This is a genomic window from Marinobacter sp. L-13 (assembly GCF_056857715.1).
This window is the reverse complement of record NZ_JBSXNQ010000044.1, coordinates 40,392-64,886: the sequence shown is the minus strand read 5'-3', so window position 1 is coordinate 64,886 and position 24,495 is coordinate 40,392. Positions and strand designations below refer to the sequence as shown.

Sequence of the window (24,495 nt, the reverse complement as noted above, 5' to 3'; positions counted from 1 at the left end):
CGGATCAACTGCTCTTTACCCGGCTCACGTACTCGCCAGAGCGGGTATCCACCTTCAGGACTTCGCCGATGGTGATGAACAGGGGTACGTTGACAACCGCACCGGTAGAGAGTGTTGCCGGCTTGGAACCACCCTGGGCGGTGTCACCTTTCATTCCCGGATCGGTATCGACCACCTCAAGTTCAACGAAGTTGGGGGGCGTTACAGACAGCGGCGAGCCGTTGTAGAGCGTTACCGTATAAACGTCCTGCTCTTTCAGCCACTTCAGCGCGTCGCCAACCGCTTTGGCATCAGCCGGGTACTGCTCGAAGGAACCGTCAGTCAGCATGAAGTGCCAGAATTCACCGTCGGTATAGAGGTATTCCATGTCCTGATCAATGACATCTGCGGCTTCCAGACTTTCGCCGGACTTGAACGTGCGCTCCCAGACCCGGTTGGTCATGAGGTTACGCAGCCTTACCCGGTTGAAGGCCTGACCCTTCCCGGGTTTGACGAACTCATTCTCGAGAATGATGCAGGGGTCGCCATCCAGCAAAACCTTAAGACCGCCGCGAAATTCGTTGGTAGAATATGAAGCCATGAAATGTCCACCTGACAAAATGCTGTTTAGAATTCGAAGGGCGTTATGATACAGCGAACCCCCGCCCGTATAGAAGCCCACCTTTCCGACCACGAACAACGCAGCTGGCAGCAACTGCTGTCGGGCGCTGTTAAGTCGCCGAAGGAGCTGCTCCGCCGCCTGGAGTTGCCCGAGGAACCGTGGCTTGCAGGGGCAGAACAAGGCCACCGGCTTTTTCAGATCCGGGTACCTGAACCCTTCCTCAACCGGATGGAAAAGGGCAATCCGGCCGACCCTTTGCTTAGACAGGTGCTTCCGCTGGCGGACGAAGCCGGCCACGCGCCCGGTTTTGTCAGCGATCCTCTCGAAGAATCCGGCGCCATCGCCACCACCGGGCTCATCCGCAAGTACCGCAGCCGTGCCCTGCTCATGGTGACCGGACAGTGCGCGATCAACTGCCGGTACTGCTTCCGCAGGCACTTTCCCTACGACGAGCAACGCCTGAGCCCTCACGACCGGCAGCGGGTAATTGATACCCTTGGCGCCAGCCCGGAGATCAACGAAGTCATTTTTAGCGGCGGCGACCCGCTGGCAGTCAATGACCGACTGCTGGCCCAGTGGGCAACCGCAATTGCTGGCATCCCCCACATCCGTCGCCTGCGCCTGCACACACGCCTGCCAGTGGTTATTCCACAACGGGTCTGCAACGAGCTTTTAAGGTGGCTTTCGACGACGCCGCTTCAGGTGATTATCGTCCTGCACGTCAATCACCCCGCGGAAATAGACACAGCCACGCGCCGCGCCCTGGGCTATCTCCGGGCGGCAGGCGCAACACTGCTCAACCAGAGCGTTATCCTGAGGGGCGTGAATGATCGGGCGTCGGTGCTTGAAGAACTGAGCGAGACTCTGTTTGAGGCGGGCGTGCTGCCCTACTACCTGCACGCATTTGACCCGGTGGCAGGTGCCCACCACTACAATGTGCCGGATGAAGAGGCACGAAACCTGGTCCGAGAACTGCTGTCGCGATTGCCGGGATTCCTGGTGCCGAAGCTGGTGAGAGAGGAGCCAGGCAAGGAAAGCAAGACCCCGATCAACCTGTTCCCGTGACAGGCTCCGCAAAAAACGGCCCAAATTCACTTGTCAAAGATTGTCAACTCATGATCTTCTCGCTTTTTACAAATGGTTTGCTACTTTAAAGTCCAGTAACGTTGCACTTAAAAATATGTATTTACGGCGTTTTCCTGACAGGCCGGCGGATATTCAGCAGCCGCCAGCCGGGCAGGGCCAACCCCGGAATACCACCTGTGGTCCAGATATTGGCATGCATTCATGGAAGGTAAGACCCTGAAACCTGATCTCCGCGTTCCCGAACAGAAAACGGCCAGCCTGTCCTTCTGTGACACGACGCCCAAGGCGTTCCGGGTCTGGATCGACCAGTTGCCGATGGCCAATATCGGCGAGGTATCACGGCAGCTCTACCATGCCATTATCGAGTTGAATCACCTTTTCCTGGCACCCCAGCAGCGCATGCAGTTCCTGGAACTTGTCCGGGAGAAGATTCACTTCGTCTGTAATGAACTCTCCCGGCACTACCTTGGCCTGGCCGTGGCGCTTCCTGAAAAACAACGGAAGATCGCCAACCTGTCCCAGGCGCTTCAGTTGCATCTGGCCGGCGGCTACAAGCTGTGCGTCCTGGAGTTCATTGACAATGGCGGCCTGGACAAGAATCGTCGCCAGATTGCCACCGCCACGCATCGGGCCATTTCCGAGCTGTCGGCCACCATTCTGAGATCGCATCAGCTGTATTGCCCAAGCCCCGCCCAGAGCTGGCTGGAGTGTCACCGGCTGTTCCGGTTTGCGCATCGCAACAAACTCTCTGTGATTCAGGTGGACGACGATACGCTTCAACATCGTCGCGCCAGCTCGGTCGCCGACGCCTATAAGCGAATCCTCCTGCTGGGCTGCGCGCGCCCCAATCAGCTGCGGCAAGCCGAGCTTTTGCATGTCTACGAGCTGTTTGAATCCTGGACTGACCACACCCGATGTGGCCCGGATATTGGTGACGACAGCCTGTTCGTGATCAACATGGAGCGGGACAACCCCCCGTTTTATCGCAGCCTGCTTGAGCAGCAGCCCGGGGATGAGAGCTTCGGCTTTGACACCCGGGATCTCTCTGCCATGCTCTCTGAAACCCTCCATGCCCGCCGCGAGCATAAAGAAACCGATCACGATCTGAGGGTGCCGGCCAAGGTAAGCGATACCCTGCTTACCCACCTGAGCCAGGCCCTGGGCATTCTCGCCAAGCGAAACTTCAACCGCATCGCCAGCCAGGGGACCCTCGAGGTCTGCGTCGGCCTGACAGCCGCCCACTACTTCATTGCCGGCGAGAAAACCTTTACCGAATTCGTCAATGGCAATGACAACGGCCATCAGGAAGAAGAGAACCTGTTCATACGGTCTTCTCGTCAGAAACAGGATGCCTGGTCCAGCGCCCACGATGCCGCCCCCAGTGACGAGAGGCTCCACTCTGGCGATACACCAATCAACTTCAAGGGCTCCTATGGCAACTCGCAGGCCCCGTCGACGGACAGGAACCGGCCGAAATCGCACCATTCCCTGCTGATCAATACCAGCCCGGGCGGCTACTGCGTTGCATGGGAGAGCAATGTGCCCCCCTCATTGCAGGCCGGCGAAGTATTGGGCGTTCGGGAGCAGAGAACCCACCCCTGGAGCGTGGCCGTGGTGCGCTGGATTCGCCAGATCAAGAACCAGGGCACCCAGGTCGGCATTGAGCTGCTGGCACCCAGCGCTTCGCCCTGCGGTGTGCGGCTGATCCAGAAAGTGGGGAATAGCAGCGAGTACCTGAGGGGTTTGCTGTTGCCGGAAATCAGCGTGGTCGACCAATCCGCCACACTGATCACGCCTCGCCTGCCATTCCAGTCGGGCAGCCGCATCTCCCTGCTCCATGATGGCCGGGAAGATCAGGGTCAGTTGTCTCGCAAAGTGTCCTCTACTGGCAGCATCAGCCAGTTCGAACTCAAGCTGCAGAACGCGGCAACGCTGAATGCTGGCGCACCGCCTGCATCATCCGGAGCCAGCGAGGACGAATTCGACTCGCTCTGGCCATCTCTGTAAGGTCTCCAAACTGAGACACCGGAAGCCTTCAGAGGGTTGTTATTGATCGGCAACCCCTGCATCATTCAGCGTTAGTGAATGAACCGTGTATCACGAGATGCCCTTCGAATGCAGAAAAAGAACGCGACCGTACACCTGCTGATTCTGGATCCATCGCAAAACGATGCCGAATCACTGGTCAGCCTGCTCCGTAACTCCGGCAAGGCTACCCGAGCCCACAGAATCACCTCGGAAGAAGATCTGGAAGAAACGCTCAAGGCCGGAAACTGGGATTTGCTTCTGGCCCGCGACCTGGAGCAGGAATTTTCGGCCGACGACGCCCTCGCCATGATCCGCCGGATGGACAAGGACATTCCGTTCATTCTCCTGACGGAAGAAGAAAGCCGGGAGCGCACCGTAGGCATGATGAAGGCAGGCGCCCAGGATACGGTGTCGTTCGAGCACACCGATCTTATTGTGCTGAAGGTCAATCGTGAGCTGGCAGCTCTTGACGAACGTCGCCGGCGCCGTGTTCTGGAGTCCCATCTGCGGGAAGCGGAACAGCGGTGCCAGTTGCTGCTGGAAAGCTCCAAGGATGCGATTGCCTACATCAATGATGGCATGCACATCTACGCCAACCAGTCGTACATGGAGTTTCTCGGGTACGATGACATCGACGATCTAATCTGCGTTCCGGTGCTGGACACCCTCACCCCGGAAAGCCAGGAGAAGTACAAGGAATTCATGAAGTCGTTTGCCGAAAAGGGCGAAGACGGCATGACCATGAATTGCACGGCTCGACGCAGCGACGACCACGAACTGAACGTGACCATGTCGGTCTCGGCCGCCACCTACGACGGTGAGGAATGCACGCAGATCGTTCTGCAGCCGGAGCACAGCGACGCAGAGCTGGAAGAAAAGCTGCGCCAGATCAGCAGCCAGGACCTTCTGACCGGGCTGTATAATCGTCAGTACCTGATGGATGCACTCGCTGAAGCAATCGCCAACGCCGGCAAGAAGAATGAAACCGGTGCACTCGCCTACATCGCCCTCGATAACTTCATGAGCATGAAGGGCCAGGTGGGCATTTCCGGCGCCGACCTGCTGCTTGGTGATCTGGCAAACCTGCTCAAAGAGCAGGCCGGTGGCGACCTTGCCCTGGCCCGGTTGAGCGATGATGCCTTCAGTCTGCTCAGCCAGCCCTGCGATGAATCTACCATGGCAGGGCACGCCGAGCGCATCCGCAAGGCGGTTGAGGACCATCTGTTTGATATCAATGGCCGCACGGTCCAGTTGACCGTGAGCATCGGTGTCGCCGCGATTACCGAGAATTCGCCGAAGGCCGAGGAACTCATGGCCAGGGCCCATACGGCATCGGCGGAAGTACGAAAGCTCGAAGGTCATGCAGAGGGCAACGGTGTGGTGGTCTACAACCCCGCCGACTTCGAGGCTCTGGATCAAAGCAATTCGGTGGAAGCGATTCAGAAAGCTCTGGAAGAAAACCGCTTCCGGCTGCTGTTCCAGCCGATAATCAACCTGCGTGGCGAAGGCGAGGAACATTACGAGGCCTTCGTGCGCATGCTCGACAAGGACGATGAGGAAGTCTCACCCTATGACTTCCTGCCGCCAACAGGTCCGAGCGACACCGCGATCAAGATTGACCGCTGGGTTATTCTGCAGACCATCAAACAGCTGTCCAGCCATCGCTCACGGGGCCACGATACCCGCCTGTTCCTCAATGTGACGGCCGAAACCCTGCAGGATAAAACCTTCACTCCCTGGCTGAGCGTTGCCCTGAAAGCCGCACGGCTGCCGGGCGATTCCCTGATCTTCCAGATCCGGGAAGGCGATGCCAACAACTACATGAAGCAGGCGAAAGACTTCACCAAGGCGGTGCACGAGCTTCACTGCAAGGTATCCATCTCCCAGTTCGGCTGCGCCCTCAATCCGTTCAACACCCTGAAACACATCGATACGGACTATGTGAAGATCGATGGTTCCTTCACGGAAGAAATCCAGAAGAGCGACGAGGCCAAAGAACAGGTCAAGGAAATGGTCAAGAGCCTGCAGTCCAGCGGCAAGCTCACCATCATCCCGCTTGTGGAGAATGCCGGCGTTCTCGCCACCCTGTGGCAGGCCGGCGTGAACTATATTCAGGGCTACTACCTGCAGGCACCAGTACCTGAAATGAACTACGACTTCGGCGACAACTGAGCCTGAACGGCTCAGAAGTCGGCGTTTTCCAGACTCTGATTGGTTTCGCTCTCACGGAAACCAATCAGGTACAGGATCGCATCCAGCCCCAGCGTCGAAATCGCGTGGCGCGCTGATTCCTTGACCAGGGGCTTGGCGCGGAAAGCCACCCCCAGGCCGGCCTGGCTCAGCATTGGAAGGTCATTGGCGCCATCACCGACGGCAATAACCTGTTCCCGGGAAATATGCTCTTTCTCGGCGATTTCCAAAAGCAGTTCTGCCTTTCGCTTGCCGTCGACAATCTGCCCGGAAACCTTGCCTGTGACCTTGCCATCCTCAATTTCGAGTTCATTGGCGTAGATGTAATCGATACCGAGTTTGCGCTGAAGGTGGCGCGCAAAGTAGGTGAAGCCGCCCGACAGGATTGCGGTGCGATATCCCAGCGCCTTGAGACTGAGGATCAGGTGCTCTGCACCCTCGGTCATCCGCAACCGCGAGGCGATTCCCTCGAGGACCGATTCATCCAGGCCTTTCAGAAGTGCCAGGCGCTCGGCAAAACTCTGGCTGAAATCCAGCTCGCCCTGCATGGCCCTTTCGGTAATCTCTGCCACCTGCTCCCCGACTCCGGCCTCCGCAGCCAGCTCGTCGATCACTTCGGCTTCGATCAACGTGGAATCCATGTCAAAGACCACCAGCCGGCGATTGCGGCGGAAGATGGAATCTTCCTGGAAGGCGATATCCACATTCATTTCGCCAGCGATATGCAGGAAATCCGCCCGAAGTTTCTCAAGATCTGATGGTGTGCCTCTTACCGAGAACTCGACACAGGCGATACGATTGTCTGCGGCATTCAGCGAGGGCCTGGCAGACAGGCGTGAGATGTTATCGATGTTCAGACCATGACGCGCCGTGATGGCGGAAACCCGGGCAATCTGCTCGGCTTTGATATCCCGGGCAAGCAGCGTCACGATGTAGCAGGCCCGGTTCCGGGCCGCGGCCCAGGATTGGTACTCCTCGACGGTGATCGGCGCAAACCTGACCTGCAGATCCAGAGCGTGTAGCCGGAACAGCAAGTCACGAATGACGGGCGAGGATTTGGATTCATCCGGAATCTCGATCAGAATGCCCCACGTCAGGTGGTCGTGGATGACCGCCTGTCCGATATCCAGAATGCGCACATCATAGCGCCCCATGATGCCGGTGATTTCCGACGTCAGGCCGGGCTTGTCACGCCCGGAGACATTAATCAGTACCAGTTCACTCACTGTCGGTACCCTCGCTGTCAGAGCCCGCCTCTTCCTGCGCTCGTGCGGCGGAAGGAATCACGTCAATGCCATCAACCCGTTGCAGACCCCTTGGCAGCTTGTGGCCGCGGCGCCCCCGCTCTCCGAGGTAGTGCTCGAGGTCCGCGAACTGCAACCCCATCTTGCGCTTGCCGGCCCGTATTTCCAGCTGGTCATCCTCGGCAAATACTGCTACTGCCACCACATATTCTTCACGGCTCTGAACCCTGGCCGAGGGAATGCTGATGATCTTGTTGCCTTTACCCTTGGCCAGTTCCGGCAATTCGCTAAGCGGGAACACCAGCATCCGTCCCTCGTTGGACACCGCCCCCAGATACAGCGTTTTCTCGGTCGTCGGTATGGTCAGTGGAGGCATGATCCTCGCGCCCTTGGGAACACTGACTACTGCCTTGCCATTGCGGTTCTTGCTGATCATGTCGTTCAGCGATGTAACAAACCCGTAGCCACCGTCGGTAACCAGCAACGCCTTACGGGACGGATCTCCCATCAACAGGCCTGAGAAGCTGGCACCGGAGGGCGGGTTGATGCGCCCCGTCAGCGGCTCACCCTGGCCTCTGGCAGATGGAAAACTGTGAGCCATCAAGGAATAGGCGCGCCCGGTAGAATCCAGGAATATCGCCTGTTGGTTGTTCCGTCCCCGGGCCGCGAGGGAGAAACGGTCACCGGCTTTATAACTCAGACCTTCCGGCTCAATGTCATGCCCCTTGGCGGCGCGAACCCAGCCTTTTTCAGACAGCACAACCGTAACGGGGTCGTTCGAGATCAGGTCCACTTCACTGAATGCCTTGGCCTCCTCACGCTCGACTATCGGTGAGCGGCGATCATCGCCAAAGGTCTGGGCATCCGCTTGCATCTCGCTCTTGATCAGTTCGCGCAGGCGATCCTCGGAACCCAGAATGGATTGGAGCTCATCCCGTTCAGCCGCAAGCTCATCCTGCTCGCCCCGGATTTTCATTTCCTCAAGCTTGGCCAGGTGGCGCAACTTGAGTTCGAGGATGGCTTCCGCCTGGTCCGGGGACAGACCGAACCTGGCCATCAATTCGGCCTTGGGCTTGTCTTCAGTGCGAATGATCTCGATCACCTCATCGATGTTGAGATAGGCGATCAACAGGCCTTCCAGAATGTGCAGGCGTGCAAGCACCTTGTCCAGGCGGTGCTGGAGACGGCGGATGACAGTGGTGCGCCGGAAGGTCAGCCACTCGGTAAGGATCTGGTGCAATCCCTTCACGCCCGGTCTGCCATCGTTGCCGATCACATTGATGTTGACCCGATAGGTTTTCTCCAGATCGGTGCTGGCAAACAGGTGCGCCATCAAACCATCCAGATCAACCCGGTTGGATCGGGGCACGATCACCAGGCGGGTCGGGTTTTCATGATCGGATTCGTCACGAAGGTCCGCCACCATCGGTAGCTTCTTGGTCTGCATCTGATGGGCAATCTGCTCCAGAACCCGGTTGCCAGAGACCTGGTGCGGCAGATCCGTAACCACGATCTCACCACTCTCGCGGATCCAGCGGGCCCGCATCCGCAGCGACCCGCGGCCGGTTTCGTACATCTGCCGGATGTCTTTCCGGGGGGTGATGATTTCTGCCTCAGTCGGAAAATCCGGGCCCTTGATGTGCTCGCAGAGTTCATCAACCGTCGACTCCGGCTGATCCAGCAAGCGTATGCAGGCTGCGGTGACTTCCCGAACGTTATGCGGCGGGATATCCGTGGCCATACCAACGGCGATACCGGTGGTGCCATTAAGCAGAACATGGGGCAACCGGGCCGGAAGCACTGACGGCTCATCCATGGTGCCATCAAAGTTGGGCACCCAGTCCACCGTTCCCTGCCCCAGCTCTCCCAGTAGAACTTCCGCAAACGGCGCCAGGCGAGATTCGGTATAGCGCATGGCAGCAAAGGACTTGGGATCGTCCGGAGAGCCCCAGTTACCCTGCCCGTCTACAAGAGGGTAGCGGTAGGAAAAAGGCTGAGCCATGAGCACCATGGCCTCATAACAGGCGCTGTCGCCATGGGGATGGAATTTACCCAGCACATCACCCACGGTACGAGCAGACTTCTTGTACTTCGAGGTAGATTTGAGCCCCAACTCGGACATGGCATAGACGATTCGCCGCTGAACCGGTTTCAGGCCATCGCCGACATTCGGAAGTGCCCGGTCAAGAATGACGTACATGGAGTAATCGAGATAGGCCTTTTCCGTGTAATCCCGGAGCGAAACCCGCTCGAAGCCTTCATCCGTTGTCTGAAACTCTGGCATGGATGCCTCTTTGATTGCCTGTGTTGCCTGATTTGAATACCGTCGGTGATGCTACGCCCTGGCCCCGGAATAATCACCGGTTAGCAGGAGCGCACATTATATGGAGCAAGGCGCCGATACACCAACAACCTGCGGATTTATTGGCCAAAACTGCCGAGGTGTCGCACAGACGTCTGATTCCAATAGCGGAATTCCCGCATGGAGAGTCCGTAAGGTGAGCCGTATGCTCCGTCGAAGTGAATAGAAGACCGTTTTACTTCTCTGACAAGCGGAACACTATGAAACCCAACATCAAAGCCTGCGGGCAAGCCATGGTGACAGCCATGGTAAATGCGGTTCTGGCGGTGGCACTGATGCTCCTCGTGGAGTTTGCAATCAGCGGCAGCTTCCAGATTCCCGAGCCCTACCTTTGGGCGGGTTTGCTGATCTGGCTGGTCATCTTCGCGGGACAATTCTGGCGCCAAAGGCACCTGTGCAAATCTTGTGAAACAGACAGGTCATCGTCAGATCATCCACAGAGCGAATCCACGCTCTGAACCAGCCAGAATGCGGCATTTGTATTCACGGACAATCATGATGCATCGTAGAGGGGAATCCTGAAGTGAGGTTCCGGGCCTGCGCCCGGAACCCCCTCTGACAGGGTCAGCCAGTTTTACTGCCGGATACCTTCGACAGAAATGATGATCTCGACAGTCTCGGAGGCCTTGCCGAGATCCATCGGGATGCCAAAGTCTGTCAGGCGAAGCTCGGTTTCCGCTTCAAAACCCATACGGTAGCCACCCCAGGGATCGTCCCCGTGGCCAAGCATTTCGGCATCGAGGGTCACTTCTTTTGTCACACCTCGGAGGGTGAAGTCGCCGATGATATCGGCCTCGCCTTCTTCATCCAGCACCACGCGCTTGCTCTTGAACGTTGCTTGCGGAAATTCGTCCACATACAGGAAATCTTCGCTGCGCAGATGCTTGTCGCGCTCGGCGTGATTGGAATCCACACTCGCAGTATCGATCGTCACGTTGACAGTGCTGTTCTCCGGATTCTCGGCGTCGTAGAAAAACTCGCCGTCGAAATCGTTAAAACGACCGTACAGCCAGCTGTAGCCAAGGTGGGAAATCTTGAAGGTAATGAACTGGTGAGTGCCCTTGGTATCAAACGCATAGGTGCCGCTGTGCTCGTTGGCCTGGACTGCACCGACAAGTGCCATCGACACGGCAGAGGCAAGCAGTACTTTTCTCATGGTTATCTCCCTTATTTCATTGGTGCCCGGCTTCCGGACGTTACAAGATGAATACACAGGCCGCAGTCGGATCACTTCCCTAACATACGCCGCAATGTTCGGTCGCGATCAAGCAAATGGTGTTTCAAAGCGCCCGCCGCATGAACTGCGGCGAGGCCAACAATTGCCCAGGTGGACCAATAGTGAACAGTCCCCGCGGTGTCTTCCATACCCTTGATCTGGCCAGTGACTGAAGGCACCTCAAACCAATCGAACACACTGATTGAAGAGCCATCCGCGGTGGATATCAGGTAGCCACTCACCATGGCGACGAAAATCAGCACATAGAGCAGAAAATGCGCCATGTGGGCACTGCGCACTTCCCAGCGTGTGTGGCCAGGCAACGGCTCCGGCGAAACATTCGCCGCTCGCCAGACCACCCGGAAAACCATCACCATCAACAGCAGAATACCGATACTTCGGTGGATGTCCGGGGCTCTGCGATACCAGTCATCGTAATAGGACAGTTCCACCATCCAATAGCCAAGCCCGAACAGGCCAAAGACAACCAGCGCTACAAGCCAGTGGATAATAATCGCCACGAGACCGTAGCTGGCTGACGTGTTCCTGATTTGCATGACGAGAAATCACCCTGTTCCCTGGTTCAAACAATGCAACCAAGTCTAGAAACTTGGCCCGATGAAGAAAATCAAAATCTTTTGCAGCGCTACATCAGAAATTCTGACCATCCGCCGGGGCTTTTGCCTTTCGTCGCATAGGGGTTTTACGGATTGTTCAAAATTATAGCAACGATAAACTTGGCTCATAATTGAATGCCCCGTCTGGGGCCTCATTGACCGAGAGGACAGGACATGGAACTCGAATTCGACGAAAGCGTGGTTGTACCCAGTAATAACTGATTCTCTGGCGGTCCGTCCGGACCGCTGGGCTCCCCTCTCTTCTTTCCTCTTGCAGACCCTCAAAGATACAAACCGTTTCCAGTTTCTACATGAAACAGTGGTAATAAACTCGGTTTTTTGGCAATCTTCCTTCCAACTATCAGTAACTTCTCGATTTTTCAGGCGAAACCTGTACTGATAAAAGACAGTTCAGGCGCCAGAGTGGGGCGACTGATGCGTTCGTTCAATCAACCAGAATCATCTATGTCGAGACGCCTCCCTGAAAAGCTGACAGCTCCGGAAGTGGACCTGTTGTCTCCTATGCTGAACAGGGACGATGACACATGGACCGCAGATTTTCGCGGACTGACGTTGAGAACAGCGCTCCAGCCGATTTACAGCATTTCACACAAACGTATCGTCGGCTATGAGGCCCTGATCCGGGCCTTTGATACGGATAACTCCGCGGTACTGCCGCTGCACCTGTTCCAGCTACCGGCCTCCGAGGCTGAGAACCTTCTCCTTGACCGCCTTTGCCGCTATCTGCACATACGCAATTACAGCGGCATTCGCGATCAGCTGAACTGGCTGTTCCTCAACGTTTCGCCCCAGGTGGTAACCAGCGGCAGTCAGGCCGATTCGTTCTTCGGACAGCTTCTGGCCAAAACCGGCCTACCTCCACACCGGATTGTTATGGAAATAGTTGAGCAACCCACAGACGACGCCGAAAGGCTTCGGGAAACGGTTGCCTACTACAAGAAACTGGGCTGTCTGACGGCCATTGATGATTTCGGTGCCGGCCACTCCAATTTCGAGCGAATCTGGAACCTGTCACCCGACATCGTGAAACTGGATCGACAACTGCTTACCCGTGCGACAGATGATCACAAGGCACGCCAGATTCTGAACGGCATCGTGTCACTGCTGCACCAGTCCGGCTGCCTGGTTCTTCTGGAAGGCGTGGAAACCCGTGATCAGGCAATGATTGCGATCGATGCGGGCGTGGATTTCGTTCAGGGGTTCTATTTCCGCAGACCGAGCACAGACCTCGACCAACTGAGTCACTCACCCGCCGATTTCGATCATCTGTTGCAGGAATACAAAACCCGCAACCAGGTTACCCTGGACCCCACCCGGCAACTGGTGGAGTTTTTCAGTGGCTTCTTCGACCACGCAATCACGAAGCTTCGCAGCGGGATGAGCATGCAGCAATCCTGTCTGGAATTGTTGAACCACCCAGCCGTTTCCCGCTGCTACCTGGTCGACGACAAGGGCGTTCAGATGGACGACACCCTGGTTTCCGATGCGGGCACACGCAGTATGGACCCGCGTTTCAAACCCCTGGAGAGCACCAGCAGCGCCGACTGGTTTCGCCAGCAGTTCCTTCGCCAGGCGCTGGCTCAACCGGAAAGCCTGCACGTAACCGCCCCCTACCTTTGCGTCACCGGAGCCTATATGTGCGTGACCCTGTCACTGGGGTACTACCAGGACGGCAAGCTTCAGGTGCTGTGCTGCGACATTCTCGCCAACCCGACCGAACAGCGCTCATAGACCGGGAGTGATGTCGTAGACCACGGCAATAACCACAACGGTAACGGCGCCAACAAACACGTTCATGGGTAAACCGACCCGCACGAAATCACCGAACCGGTAACCACCAGGCCCGAATACCATCATGTTGGTCTGGTACCCAAGCGGCGTGGCAAAACTGGCGGACGCGGCCATCATCACCGCAATCACAAACGGCTCGGCGGCCACGCCCATACTGTTCGTCATCGACAGAACGATGGGAATGACCAGGACCGCCGCCGCATTGTTGGTAATAACCTCGGTCAGGACCGACACCACGAGATAAACCAGCAGGATCGTTAACAGTACGTCGCCCTGACTGAATTCAAGGATGCCTGCAGCCACAAAGCCTGCCGCGCCGGTCTGCTCCAGGGCCGCGCCCATGGCAAAGGAGGCCGCAATGGTAAGGATCACCGGCACATCCACGGACTTCTGGGCCTGGCCCACCGAGCAGCAGCCAGTCAGAATCATTCCTGCGGCGCCCAGCAGGGCCGCGTTAAGCATGCTCAAGGTGCCACAGGCAGCGAGACCCACCAGCACCAACAGGATTCCCCAGGACAGCCACGCCCGGTCATGCCGGGGTGTCTCGGTTTCCAGGTCATTAATGAGCAGGAAGTCCTTGTTATAGCGCTGTCGGCTGACAAACGCGGGGCGGGCCTCGAGAAGCAGCACATCGCCAGGTTTGAGGCGGATATTCCCCAGGTTGCCGGAAACACGCTCCCCACCCCTGGCAACGGCCAGCACAACCGCACCGTAACGGTCCCGGAACCGGGCGTCGCGAATGGTCAGCCCCAACACATCGGACTGGGGCGACAATGCCGCTTCAACCAGACGCCGTTCCGCCCGATCCTTGCTCAGACTCGGCTCGTCTTCATGGACTGACGGGACGATACCGTTTATCCGCAGGAGGTCAGAAATGGCCTGGGTATCACCGGCAAACACCAGACGATCGCCACCCCTGAGTCGCTCCTCCGAGGGCACCGCCGTAACCACGCTGCCATCGCGTTCGATCTCAACCAGATACAACCGCTCAAGCTCCCGGAGCCCGGCTTCACCAACAGTCTTGCCGACCAGCGGCCCGTCAAACGACACCGCGACCTCCAGGGTAAACTCCCTCATGGAGCCAAATTTCTGCTGATCCTTACGATCCGGAAGCACACGGGGCATAACCAGCAGCAAAGCGGCCACGCCGATCACCGCCACCGGCAGCCCGACCGCCGTGATCGAGAAAATGGAGAAGCCCTCTTCGCCGGTTAGCTGCTGGTACTGGCCGTTGACGACCAGATTCGTGCTGGTGCCGATCAGTGTCAGGGTACCCCCGAGAATGGCGGAGTAGCTCAGGGGAATCATCAATTTGGACGGTGAGATACCGATCTTGCGGGACCACGCATGCACCGCCGGGATCATGGTGGCGACAACCGGGGTGTTGTTGAGAAAACCACTGAGAAGGGACACCGGGAGGGCAATCCGTGCCTGGGCAGAACGAACGGTCTTGGGATTGCGAAGCAGGTGATGCACCAGCAGATCGACACCGCCGGAATGATGAATGCCCGCAGCCACCACAAACATGGCAACCACGGTGATCAGACCACTGTTGCTGAACCCGGCGAGCGCCTGGTCCGCGGACACAATCCCGCTGGCACTGAGCACCACGAGCACACCCATCATCACCAGATGGGGCGCAAATCGCCCTGCACTCATCAGTATCAACGCGGTGCCTGCGAGGCCCAGCGCAAACCAGCCCTGCCAGTCCATCAACGGTTCTTCCCGATCAGAAAACTGGCAGGATAACGACTTTGCAGAAGACAGAGAAAGAATAAAGGATGCTTTTTATAGCATCTTATAGAATATTAAACTTCGATGTCCGCCATGTTGCCGTAGGTCTCGAGCCACGCCCTTCGATCGGATGCGCGCTTCTTGCCCAGCAACATGTCCATCCGGCTATCGGTATCATCCCCGTCTTCGATGGTCAGCATGACCAGGCGACGGGTGTCCGGGGCCATGGTGGTCTCACGCAGCTGAAGCGGGTTCATCTCACCCAGACCCTTGAAGCGGGTCACCGAAATCTTGCCCTTGCGCTTCTCCGCGGCAATACGGTCGATAATGCCCTGCTTTTCATGTTCATCCAGGGCGTAGAAGGTTTCCTTGCCCAGATCTACCCGATACAGCGGCGGCATGGCAACGAACACATGGCCGGCGGCAACCACAGGGCGGAAGTGTTTGACGAACAACGCGCACAGCAGCGTGGCAATGTGAAGGCCATCCGAGTCCGCATCAGCAAGGATGCAGATCTTGTTGTACCGAAGGCCATCCAGCTGGTCAGAACCGGGATCTACACCAATCGCAACGGCAATATCGTGAACTTCCTGGGACGCCAGGATCTCGCCCGAATCAACCTCCCAGGTATTGAGGATTTTCCCCCGAAGCGGCATCACCGCCTGGAACTCCCGGTCCCGGGCCTGCTTGGCGGAACCGCCTGCAGAATCACCTTCTACCAGGAACAGCTCGGACCGGGCGGTATCCCCACCGGAACAGTCCGCCAGCTTACCCGGGAGTGCGGGGCCCGAGGTGACTTTCTTGCGGGCCACCTTTTTGCTGGCTCGCAGCCGACGCTGGGCATTGCTGATGAAGAGCTCAGCTAGTGCTTCTGCCACATCGGTGTGCTGGTTGAGCCAAAGGCTGAAGGCATCCTTGACCACGCCGGAGATGAAGGCCGCGGCCTCACGGGAAGACAGACGCTCTTTGGTCTGCCCTGAGAACTGGGGCTCCTGCATCTTGAAGGACAGGACATAGGCTGCCCGTTCCCAGATATCTTCCGGAGAGAGCTTAACGCCCCGGGGTAGCAGGTTGCGGAACTCGCAGAACTCGCGCATCGCTTCAAGCAGGCCGGTACGCAGCCCGTTCACATGGGTGCCGCCCTGGGCCGTGGGAATCAGGTTTACGTAGCTTTCCATGATCGCTTCGCCGCCCTCGGGCAGCCACTGGATGGCCCAGTCCACCGCTTCCTTGTTTCCGGAAAAGCTGCCGGTAAACGGCTCAAGCGGCACAACCTCGATATCGGCAAGGGCCGTGCGCAGGTAGTCCCGCAACCCGTCTTCGTAAAACCATTCGTCTTTTTCCCCGGTTTTTTCCTGGAGGAAAGTAACCGTCAGGCCCGGACACAGAACCGCCTTTGCCCTCAGGTTATGGCGGAGCCGGCTAACGGAAAAATTGGGGCTGTCGAAATAGGTTACGTCGGGCTTGAACTTCAGGCGGGTACCGGTGTTGCGCTTGCCCACGGTATCGATCACTTCAAGCTCGGACGCTTTGTCGCCATTGGCGAACGTCATCCGGTGCAATTGGCCATCGCGCTTGATGGTTACTTCCAGATGGGTGGACAGTGCGTTGACTACGGATACACCGACACCGTGGAGACCACCGGAAAAGTTGTAGTTGCCCTGAGAGAATTTGCCGCCGGCGTGCAGGCGGGTAAGGATCAGTTCAACGCCAGGCAGGCCTTCCTCTTTGTGCAAATCCACGGGCATGCCGCGGCCGTCATCTTCAACGCTCAGCGAGCCATCGCTGTACAACACCACGTCGATGCGTTTGGCGTGCCCTGCCAGCGCCTCATCCACACTGTTGTCGATAACTTCCTGCGCCAGGTGATTGGGCCGACTGGTGTCTGTATACATCCCCGGCCGCTTGCGCACCGGATCCAGGCCGCTCAGTACTTCAATAGCATCGGCGTTATATTGTTGCTGGCTCATGGGCAGGAACTGACTCCGCGATTGATATGAAAAGCTGAGCCATAGCTTAGGGATTCGTGAGGAAAGATCAACGGTTGTTTTCGGCGCGGGTGATCTGGATATCATCCCAGCCTTCAGCGGTCACCGCGATGACCGCGCAGGGGGTGGTGAGCGCCTGTGTGACGATGGTGCCAGGGGCGGGTTCAGCCACTCTGACCCTCAGCTCCAGGGTTCCGCCACGGATCTCAGAGAAGTCAAGGGTGACACTGTAGCCGCCGGTTGGCTTCTGGCCAATTGAAGCAAGCACAATATGCTCACGCTGATAATCAATTCCCTTCATTGACTCTAATGAAAGATTTCTCATGGGCATCGTTTCCAGACGTCGCAACTCTTTCAGGCTCTCGATATGTATGGATCCGGGAGCAACTAAGCCGCAATGCGCTGACTGTGTTATTTGTCTCGCTAGGGGAGCACCGGTTTCAGTCTCAGTTTGACTGACAGAACACCCGGACGCTAAAACACCCAAAACAATTAAACAGACCTTAGGCAGGTGCGTCGAGAACATCAATTCCGCAAAACCCTTTTAGCATTTGATTGACTACCAGATTGTTCTGGTAGTAGTTGGTAACCCCTAAAATTTGGCCTCGGCAGCAGGTCCGATGAACCCACGGATAAGGCTGGCCTTGAGTAACTAGTGGTCATGCGAATACCGGTAATAGACCCGCCCTCAATCACTTCAATTTCCTGGCGCAAACCGGAAACAGGGTATTCGGCGCAGGCTTCTCCTGCGTGGCAGATCAGGCCATCGTTATCAAGATCCGTCCCTGCCACTAAGACATAACTCCCAGGTGGCACTTCGTTCCGGAGCAAAGGGGCTAAACCATCATCCGGAACAAATTCGAACGTGTATTGGCCATCGCTCACAGTGGCGACAGTCTGCCCGACCGTCACATATAAGCCAGTCTGGGGATCAGGTTCAGGCTCAACCAACAACACGAAATGCCGACCTGCGTCTCGGGCTTGCTGATCAGTGATCCTTTGACCTATCACGGGCACTGTCAATCGTGCTTGAATTTCAGTCCTCGAATCATATGTGATTTCCAGATTACCCCGAGAGGAAACTCCAGGGTCAAGTTTGTCCGGATCCAGAACAAGTTCTACTTGAGCAACCTGGTTCGCCTCTATCTCCAATGGTAAGGATGCAGAAGTTAGCGAAGCAGTAAACCAGTCCTGGGAAGCAGATACATCGGTTATTGTTACCGAGTAATTGCCCAACGGAGACAAATCAATTGAATCGTTTGCAGCAAGCCCGGATTCCGAGGACAAATTTACGATGGCCGGAGAGGAAGTAAGTAGTTCCGGCGGATTTCCAGAAAGCACCGCTTGAACTGCCTTGCCACCATCAAGTACACCATAGCCCAACTGGTCGGTTCGTTCACAGCCCGATTCGCAGGGCCGTTCGGTTAATGCCCCACTTCGCAAATATCCCTCAACCGCAGAGGAATCAAGGGCTGCATTGGCTTCTTTCATAAGTGCCAGTACACCTGAGAAGTGCGGAGCGGCCATAGACGTTCCTTGTAATCCCCGGTAGACAGGCTGAAGCTGGCCATCGACGATGGCCGCACTTGTGCTGCTGACTAAGTCACCCCTTCCATCACCATTCCCGTCGCGGCTGGCGTCTCCGCCTGGAGCTGCCAGATCAATCGTACTACCAAAATTAGAATACGATGCGGGTACTCCAGCACCATCCACAGCGCTGACCGAGAATACATTCTCGAGTGCCGCGGGACAGGAGGGTTCGCTTGTAGCGGAATTACCTGCGGCAGCCACATACAAGATTCCTCTCCCTACGCCTTCGTCAATTAGCTGCTGCAGCGTCACAGCTACGCCAGGGTCACCACAAGGCAATCCCCCCAGGCTCAGATTAACGATGTCTGCTGAAGACCTATTTTGATCCCCTAGTACCCACTGCATCCCCTCAAGGAGGTCACTGAGCGTTCCAGTCCCGCCCTCACCCAAAACCCGCACAGGCATCAGCCTCGATCCAAAAGCAACGCCCGCGCCACCGCTGCCATTAACTGCAGCAGCCACAGTGCCTGACACATGGGTACCATGATAAACACTGCCACCTACCGAATTGCCTGGGTCAGCTGGAAGCTCATCTCCGTCCACAGCATCAAAACCAGCGATAACATTGCTCGCAAGATCCGGATGCCACTGCCCCCCGTCCCAAAACAAACCAGTATCCAAAACAGCGACGTTGACACCATTCCCACCACCGGGCGCCAACTGCCAGGCAACCGGCCCGTTGATCAGGCTGTAATGCCATTGCTGAGCCAGCACTCCGCTGGTATAGAAAGGCTCGTCCACCGGCGTCAGCATGGAGCGAGCCCTGTAATTGGGTGATGCGTGTCGAATGGACGGGTCAGCTCGTAGACTTCGGACCCAGGCGAGCGTCTGATCTGCTTCGTCTCCGTGGCTTAACGCAGCCATACCGGCTGGTCTTCTCACTTTCCAGATTCCAGGAGCAATCTGTCGGCCCGCTTCCATTATCGAAGTGCGGGGGAGACTATTGTTTTGCAGACTAGGGCCAAGCAAAGAAACAATCGCTTCGTTTTCAACGAATTCGTGTTTTGGCCAGTCGTAGCCTGTTACGCTTGATGCTTCAGCCCTCGAAGAGGAGAGGATATACAGCATTGGCGAGGCGCCAAGCGCTGTTACAGTTATTCCGTAGTCACCCACCTGTTCGCTTTCGATAATTATATTGACCGCCGCGCCGTTACCAGGCGCAGTGGCTTGGCCAACAGTCGTGCCGTCAGGCGCCTCTATTGTTAGCAACAAATCCGACGCTGTTCCGAGCCTAGTCGTGAAGCTCTGGAGAGTTATCTCGAGGCCCGACTGCAAAGATGCGACATAATTATCCTTGGGATCGGGAAAATACAGGAATTCATCAGTCTGAAACTGTAGACGTGGATACGCGGTTTCTTGTTCCGTATCACTGACATAACCAGCGAGCACAAACTCCGGAGGAAGTTCCTGGGGAGTAGTTAGGGGAGCTCTACCAATAAGGGCATCCGCATTATCGGCGTCAACACGGGTACCCGCCTCAATATCGATAGTTCCAGCCAAGGCAATAGGCTCTGTAGTCTCTCCATTCCCAGAGCTTCCTCCACCGCACCCCATGAGGAGAAGCAGAACGGAAAAAACTGGGATCAATTTTGATAGGGCATCAGAAGACATAGGTCAGGCCACTGGCTACAGATGAATCTTATTTCCTAGGGTATACCAAACACGCTTTTCCCGGGTGTTCGGTTTCGTTCAAACTACGTTTCCTCTTGTATTCCAGATGCAAAAAGCCGCCTGAAGTTTCCCTCAGGCGGCCTTCTTTATCTCATTTCAACATTACAACGCGTAGAAGAGCATCGGTACAAAGGCCACGAACAACAGTGTTGGCCCCATCACAGCCAGAGGCAGCAGCAGACGCTCATAGCGATGCCAGAACGAGCCGGTGCGCTCTGCCGCCAGCACTTCCGTTTCGCCCACAACCTGACGGGTAAGAAGGTGGTTCAGTGCCACTGGCGGACTCAGATAGCCAAGCTCGAACGCCACCAGGCAGACAATCCAGAAATGCAGCGGATCGATACCCAGCTGGATCGCCGGCTGGGCAATGGTGGCCGACACCAGGATTACCGCGCCGAACGGGTCCATCACCATGCCGATTACCGTGAGCATAACCACAATCACCAGCATGGCGATCCAGGGACTGGTCAGGTCCTCCGGGAAAAGCGCGTGCACAATATCCGAGCGTTCGAGGATACCCCCAAGGCAGATCGAAAACCCGATAAGCGCAAGCAGGGCTCCGATATGCACCGCTGAATCGCTGGCAGCGGCGGAGCTTCGGCTCCAGAAAGCCTGAGAGCGGGGCTGGCCCTGCGCCTCACGGCTCCGGCCGGAATCGAGGAGGACCAGGGCCAGCATGACCAACGGTAGGATCAGCGGAGCGCTGTACTCGTTGAATTTCAAACCGAGGACAACCCAGATCGACAGGATAACCAGAGCAGCCACAACCGCATAAGGCAGCAAGGCACGACTTTCCGAGAGAGCAGCACGGAACGCGCCCGGCGCCGGACGAGGCTTCCAGTTCCCCTGGGTCTTGCAGACAATCAGCGAAAACAGCGTTGCCGACATGATAAAGACCCAGAAGCCCCAGCTGTACATCTCTGTGGTGGTGACTTCTTTATTAAGCGCAGCCACGACAACAATCAGCAGGCAAGGATTCAGCACAACGCCCAGGCTGCCCGACATGGCGGTCGTTGCCAGGGACAGCTGCCGTCCTGCACCGGCACGGCGGAGTTCGTCATAAACAACGCCACCCACGGCCAGGATGAAAATGCCCGATGCGCCGGTGAACGCGGTCGGAAACGCAGTTGCGAAGATGATCACCGAGGCCAGCAGCGGTGCTGGCAGATTGAAAGGTTTGATAAGATTCAGCAGAAGTTCCGGGATCCGGGTCTGCTTCAGCATCATGCCCACCAGCACGTAAAGGCCGATGTTGATGAACATGGACGACAGGTTGGACATCATCCCGAAATAGATGGCCAGGCCCGAGGCGTAACCGTCTACCAGGAAGAAATAGCTCATGGCGATCAGGCCCATGGCACAGTACAGAGGAATCACCAGACCGGACGAAGCGGAAAGACCGCCGGGGCGGATACGTTCCGGAACGTTCAGGAAACGCACTACATTGATCACCATAAAGAGGCCGAAGACCCCGCCCCAGGCATATTGAAGGCTCATCGTACCCTCCGAACCCGGCGACGTGGCCAGCTTGCCCAGGTAAGCATTCAGCGACAGCACCATCAGACCATTAACCACAAACTGCACACCCTGGCTCAGCCGCCATTCAGCTCGATTGCGGGGCAGGCGCAACGCTATGTGGTCCGTGTCCAGCGCAGCGATTGCCGCAGCCATCGCGAACATCGCAATGAACAGGTACTTGGTCAGCTCAATGTTCTCCAGCAGGAAGTTCGCAAGTCCCTGCTCTAGCGTCTTGAACGCCCCTAGGGCTGGCGTAGCGTGGGCCAGGTTCTGTTCATAGACGTCGTATTGCTGCTGGCAGAGTTCCAGATTGCTCTGTAGCGATTTGCGGATGGCATCGGGATTGGGCGGTGAGCTGAACAGATCATCGGGGTCAGGCTTGTAATTGGCCACCCGGCGAGCCACTTCGGCATCAACATCCATTTCCAGCTGACAGGACGGCTCTGTCGCATCGGGATTCAGCAGATAATAGTTCGGCCAGGTCTGTTCTCCGACCCAGAGCAACCGGGAATGGAGCGAGTTGCCCATCCCCAGCAGCAGGGTAAACAGCAGGAGAAGCAGCAGAACCGCCCCGTACATGCGATGTACGGGGTATAGGGTCCGTGCTGCCGGAGCGGTAATTGCTCGCCAGTTCATGATGGTTCCGCCCCGTTATTCGCGGTTGTCCGCGGTGCACTCGGCTGCAGCAGGGTTACTTGCACAGCGGATCTTGCTGAGCAGCCCCATCATTTTCGGGTGATACACATCCGGCGCCCCGTTCAGGCCATCGCGCATCTCGATCCGGTTCTCCCGGAACATCTCCTGATAGCCGCGGATGTCTTTTTCAGGAATGCGCACCCATTTTTCTTCGGGAATGGCTGCTTCCTGGCCTTCAATCAGCCCCATGGCCTGAGGAAACATATTCCAGGCAACTTCACGGGCTTTCTGGGCTGTGTCGTCGTCCAGCACGTCATCACGGGCAACCATCTGAAGCGTCAGCTGTGCCAGCGGATAGTCCACAACCCCACCGCTTTCGCCGATGCCCTTATAGAGTTCCAGAGCTTCGTAAGCAAAGGCCGGCGCATAGGCGGTATCCACCGAACCGTTGTTAAATTTGCCGGCGAAGTTGGTGATGTCAGAGGGCACGACCGTGGCCTTGACGAAGTTCACCATGTGAATCGCGTCTTTCTGATAGTCGAGGGTTGCCATTCGCTTGCCCGCCAGCTCGCCGGCAGTATCAATACTGCGATCATTTACAAACAGGTAACCGGCACCCACCGGTATGATGCCGAGCACTTCGTAACCGTTATCCTTCATCAATGGCGCAGCTTTCGGCTGCGCCAGCGTGGCCAACAAGGTTTTCAGGTTGTCGTAGGTGGGCAGCGCTCCCACAGCGCTGATGCTGCCCGTGAACTTGTTGAATGGACGAATCCGGATGTCTGTGGCGGCAACGGCATCGCATTGTCCGGCGTTAAAATCACCGATCGCCACGCCCTCATCGGTGTAGGGTTTCAGCTCGAAATCCACGCCGTGGCCCTTCATCTCTAGCGCATAGTCTTTGACGAAGTTGTAGAAGTCGCCATTGGCGCCGATTACATCGAACACGCACATGGAAACAGACTGTGCCGATGCCAGCGGAGCGGCGGCCACAAGGGCCATGGCAGCGAGGGATTTGCGGATCATATCGACCTCCGGGTCATTCTTGTGTTTGTCAGTTTTCAGAGGATGTCGGCAACCTGCCTTAGAGCAGGTCGTCCAGATTCATGGTTTCGACGTTGTCGGTTTGCCGCTCGGGGCTCATCCTGCCGAAGAAGGATTGCGGCGTCCGGTAGCCGTAATTGGCGGTCCAGTGTTTGTCAGAAGATAAGCGCACCACGCCCGCCGCGACTTCATCCACCAGACGATACTCGTCCCAGACCTCCATAGTTGCATCGGCCGCGGCGAAACTGGCGATGGCTTGCTCAAGCTTTTCCGGGCGACCAAAGGTTTCGGCGGCGACCGCTTGAAGCGCGTGCGGAACCCGCATGCCTTTCTCAACCCCCAGTTCCCGGCTGTGCTCAAGCACCTGCCAGGGGTCCGGCGCCAGAGCCGGACGGGTGTCGGGCAGCAGCAGCCAGACCAGGGCCCGGATGGCGTTTGGCATACCACCCCACTTTTCATTGTCCAGACAGGTAGCGGCACGCTCGGCCTGGGGAGCGATATTCCTGGGGACTCCGGCCATGGCGCCGGAATTGGCATCGTTTACGATTGCCTGCATACCGGTCAGCAAGCCCAGCAGGAAGGTGATTTCGTCCTGTTCGGTGAACAGAAAGGGGCACTCGAGGGGTTCAGCAGCGGGATCGAACTCGTAGGCGGCCATTGCTCGCTTAAAGGAGGCATACCGACGTTTCGCGGTCAGCGCATTCAATCGCTTTGCCACTTCCCTGGCGTCCTTTGCCGCTTCCACATCTCCCTCATAATCCGCTCTGAGATAGGCGAGCTCAGCCTCCCAGGCCTTGTACTCCGCACAATTGCCTGCCAGAAGCATCAACAGGGAGCCGGTGGTGTCAGGTGCATCGGTGACCCGCGAGAAGGAATAGAGCAGCGGATCCACGCCCTCGCCCAGCGCACACGCCATCTGGGTGTCGGACATCTGCAACACGTAGGGCGTGGCTTCGCCCTCCGAATAATTGGAGAGCACAACGCCGGTGGTGGTGTAGATGGGGTTGGCCGAGCAACCTGTGAGTATGGCAACGGCTGCCAGCGAGAGAGCCTTGAGGCGAGCCGCAAAGACATGCGGTCCGAGCTTTGCCAGAGAGGAGATCATATTTCACCCTGCATCACGTTGTTTTTGTTTGCCCGATCTGAACTCGGTTTTTG

General features: G+C 57.1%; 17 protein-coding genes. 5 read left to right on the top strand and 12 right to left on the bottom strand.

Features of this window, described 5'->3' with window-relative positions:
- Window positions 1–4 precede the first annotated feature (4 nt).
- Window positions 5–580: an elongation factor P gene (gene efp / locus AC13DD_RS05845; protein ID WP_008174112.1), complete on the bottom strand. Its 576-nt coding sequence runs from the start codon at window positions 578–580 to the stop codon at window positions 5–7.
- 45 nt (window positions 581–625) lie between these two features.
- On the opposite strand from efp, the gene epmB reads away from it, so the two are divergent.
- The 3 genes from epmB (at window position 626) to AC13DD_RS05830 (ending at window position 5,887) form a co-directional block, all read left to right on the top strand.
- Complete coding sequence (gene epmB, locus AC13DD_RS05840) at window positions 626–1,666, top strand: EF-P beta-lysylation protein EpmB (RefSeq protein WP_482930972.1); 1,041 nt, start codon at window positions 626–628, stop codon at window positions 1,664–1,666.
- Between the two features lie 222 nt (window positions 1,667–1,888).
- A complete protein-coding gene (locus tag AC13DD_RS05835) occupies window positions 1,889–3,694 on the top strand; it encodes a GTPase (RefSeq protein WP_482930971.1) in 1,806 nt (601 codons plus the stop codon).
- Between the two features lie 108 nt (window positions 3,695–3,802).
- Complete coding sequence (locus AC13DD_RS05830; RefSeq protein WP_092031025.1) at window positions 3,803–5,887, top strand: EAL domain-containing response regulator; 2,085 nt, start codon at window positions 3,803–3,805, stop codon at window positions 5,885–5,887.
- A gap of 11 nt (window positions 5,888–5,898) precedes the next feature.
- Here AC13DD_RS05830 and serB read toward each other — a convergent pair whose 3' ends face one another.
- Window positions 5,899–7,131: a phosphoserine phosphatase SerB gene (gene serB / locus AC13DD_RS05825; RefSeq protein WP_008174104.1), complete on the bottom strand. Its 1,233-nt coding sequence runs from the start codon at window positions 7,129–7,131 to the stop codon at window positions 5,899–5,901.
- Window positions 7,124–9,433 carry a DNA topoisomerase IV subunit A gene (gene parC / locus AC13DD_RS05820; RefSeq protein WP_273017347.1) on the bottom strand — a complete coding sequence of 770 codons (2,310 nt, stop codon included), beginning with the start codon at window positions 9,431–9,433 and terminating at the stop codon, window positions 7,124–7,126. The genes serB and parC overlap by 8 nt, the downstream gene beginning before the upstream one ends.
- 278 nt (window positions 9,434–9,711) lie before the next feature.
- On the opposite strand from parC, the gene AC13DD_RS05815 reads away from it, so the two are divergent.
- A complete protein-coding gene (locus AC13DD_RS05815; RefSeq protein WP_053112721.1) occupies window positions 9,712–9,969 on the top strand; it encodes a hypothetical protein in 258 nt (85 codons plus the stop codon).
- A gap of 116 nt (window positions 9,970–10,085) precedes the next feature.
- On the opposite strand, the gene AC13DD_RS05810 is transcribed toward AC13DD_RS05815, so the two are convergent.
- Together AC13DD_RS05810 and AC13DD_RS05805 are read right to left on the bottom strand one after the other, a co-directional pair.
- Window positions 10,086–10,667 carry a YceI family protein gene (locus tag AC13DD_RS05810; RefSeq protein ID WP_482930970.1) on the bottom strand — a complete coding sequence of 194 codons (582 nt, stop codon included), beginning with the start codon at window positions 10,665–10,667 and terminating at the stop codon, window positions 10,086–10,088.
- A gap of 71 nt (window positions 10,668–10,738) precedes the next feature.
- A complete protein-coding gene (locus tag AC13DD_RS05805) occupies window positions 10,739–11,284 on the bottom strand; it encodes a cytochrome b (protein WP_053112723.1) in 546 nt (181 codons plus the stop codon).
- Between the two features lie 525 nt (window positions 11,285–11,809).
- Here AC13DD_RS05805 and AC13DD_RS05800 point away from each other — a divergent pair.
- Window positions 11,810–13,096: an EAL domain-containing protein gene (locus tag AC13DD_RS05800; RefSeq protein ID WP_482930969.1), complete on the top strand. Its 1,287-nt coding sequence runs from the start codon at window positions 11,810–11,812 to the stop codon at window positions 13,094–13,096.
- Here AC13DD_RS05800 and AC13DD_RS05795 read toward each other — a convergent pair.
- From AC13DD_RS05795 to AC13DD_RS05765, 7 genes are all read right to left on the bottom strand, one after another.
- The gene (locus AC13DD_RS05795) at window positions 13,091–14,869 is read right to left on the bottom strand and encodes an SLC13 family permease (protein WP_053112725.1); all 1,779 of its coding nucleotides are present in this window, start codon (window positions 14,867–14,869) and stop codon (window positions 13,091–13,093) included. The two genes, AC13DD_RS05800 and AC13DD_RS05795, sit on opposite strands and share 6 nt — an antisense overlap.
- Before the next feature lie 95 nt (window positions 14,870–14,964).
- Complete coding sequence (gene parE / locus AC13DD_RS05790) at window positions 14,965–16,860, bottom strand: DNA topoisomerase IV subunit B (RefSeq protein ID WP_008174087.1); 1,896 nt, start codon at window positions 16,858–16,860, stop codon at window positions 14,965–14,967.
- A gap of 67 nt (window positions 16,861–16,927) precedes the next feature.
- Window positions 16,928–17,179: a protease complex subunit PrcB family protein gene (locus AC13DD_RS05785; protein ID WP_175497362.1), complete on the bottom strand. Its 252-nt coding sequence runs from the start codon at window positions 17,177–17,179 to the stop codon at window positions 16,928–16,930.
- Between the two features lie 224 nt (window positions 17,180–17,403).
- Window positions 17,404–19,968 (bottom strand): S8 family serine peptidase, encoded by a 2,565-nt coding sequence (locus tag AC13DD_RS05780; protein WP_482930968.1) that lies wholly within the window; start codon window positions 19,966–19,968, stop codon window positions 17,404–17,406.
- A 273-nt stretch (window positions 19,969–20,241) separates the two neighbouring features.
- Window positions 20,242–22,293, bottom strand: coding sequence for a TRAP transporter large permease subunit (locus AC13DD_RS05775; RefSeq protein ID WP_482930967.1), 2,052 nt, complete (start codon window positions 22,291–22,293; stop codon window positions 20,242–20,244).
- Between the two features lie 15 nt (window positions 22,294–22,308).
- Entirely contained in the window at window positions 22,309–23,319 is a 1,011-nt protein-coding gene (locus AC13DD_RS05770; RefSeq protein ID WP_008174079.1) for a putative solute-binding protein, read from the bottom strand.
- Between the two features lie 58 nt (window positions 23,320–23,377).
- Window positions 23,378–24,442, bottom strand: a complete 1,065-nt coding sequence (locus AC13DD_RS05765; protein WP_482930966.1) for a hypothetical protein — start codon at window positions 24,440–24,442, stop codon at window positions 23,378–23,380.
- Between the last annotated feature and the right edge of the window lie 53 nt (window positions 24,443–24,495).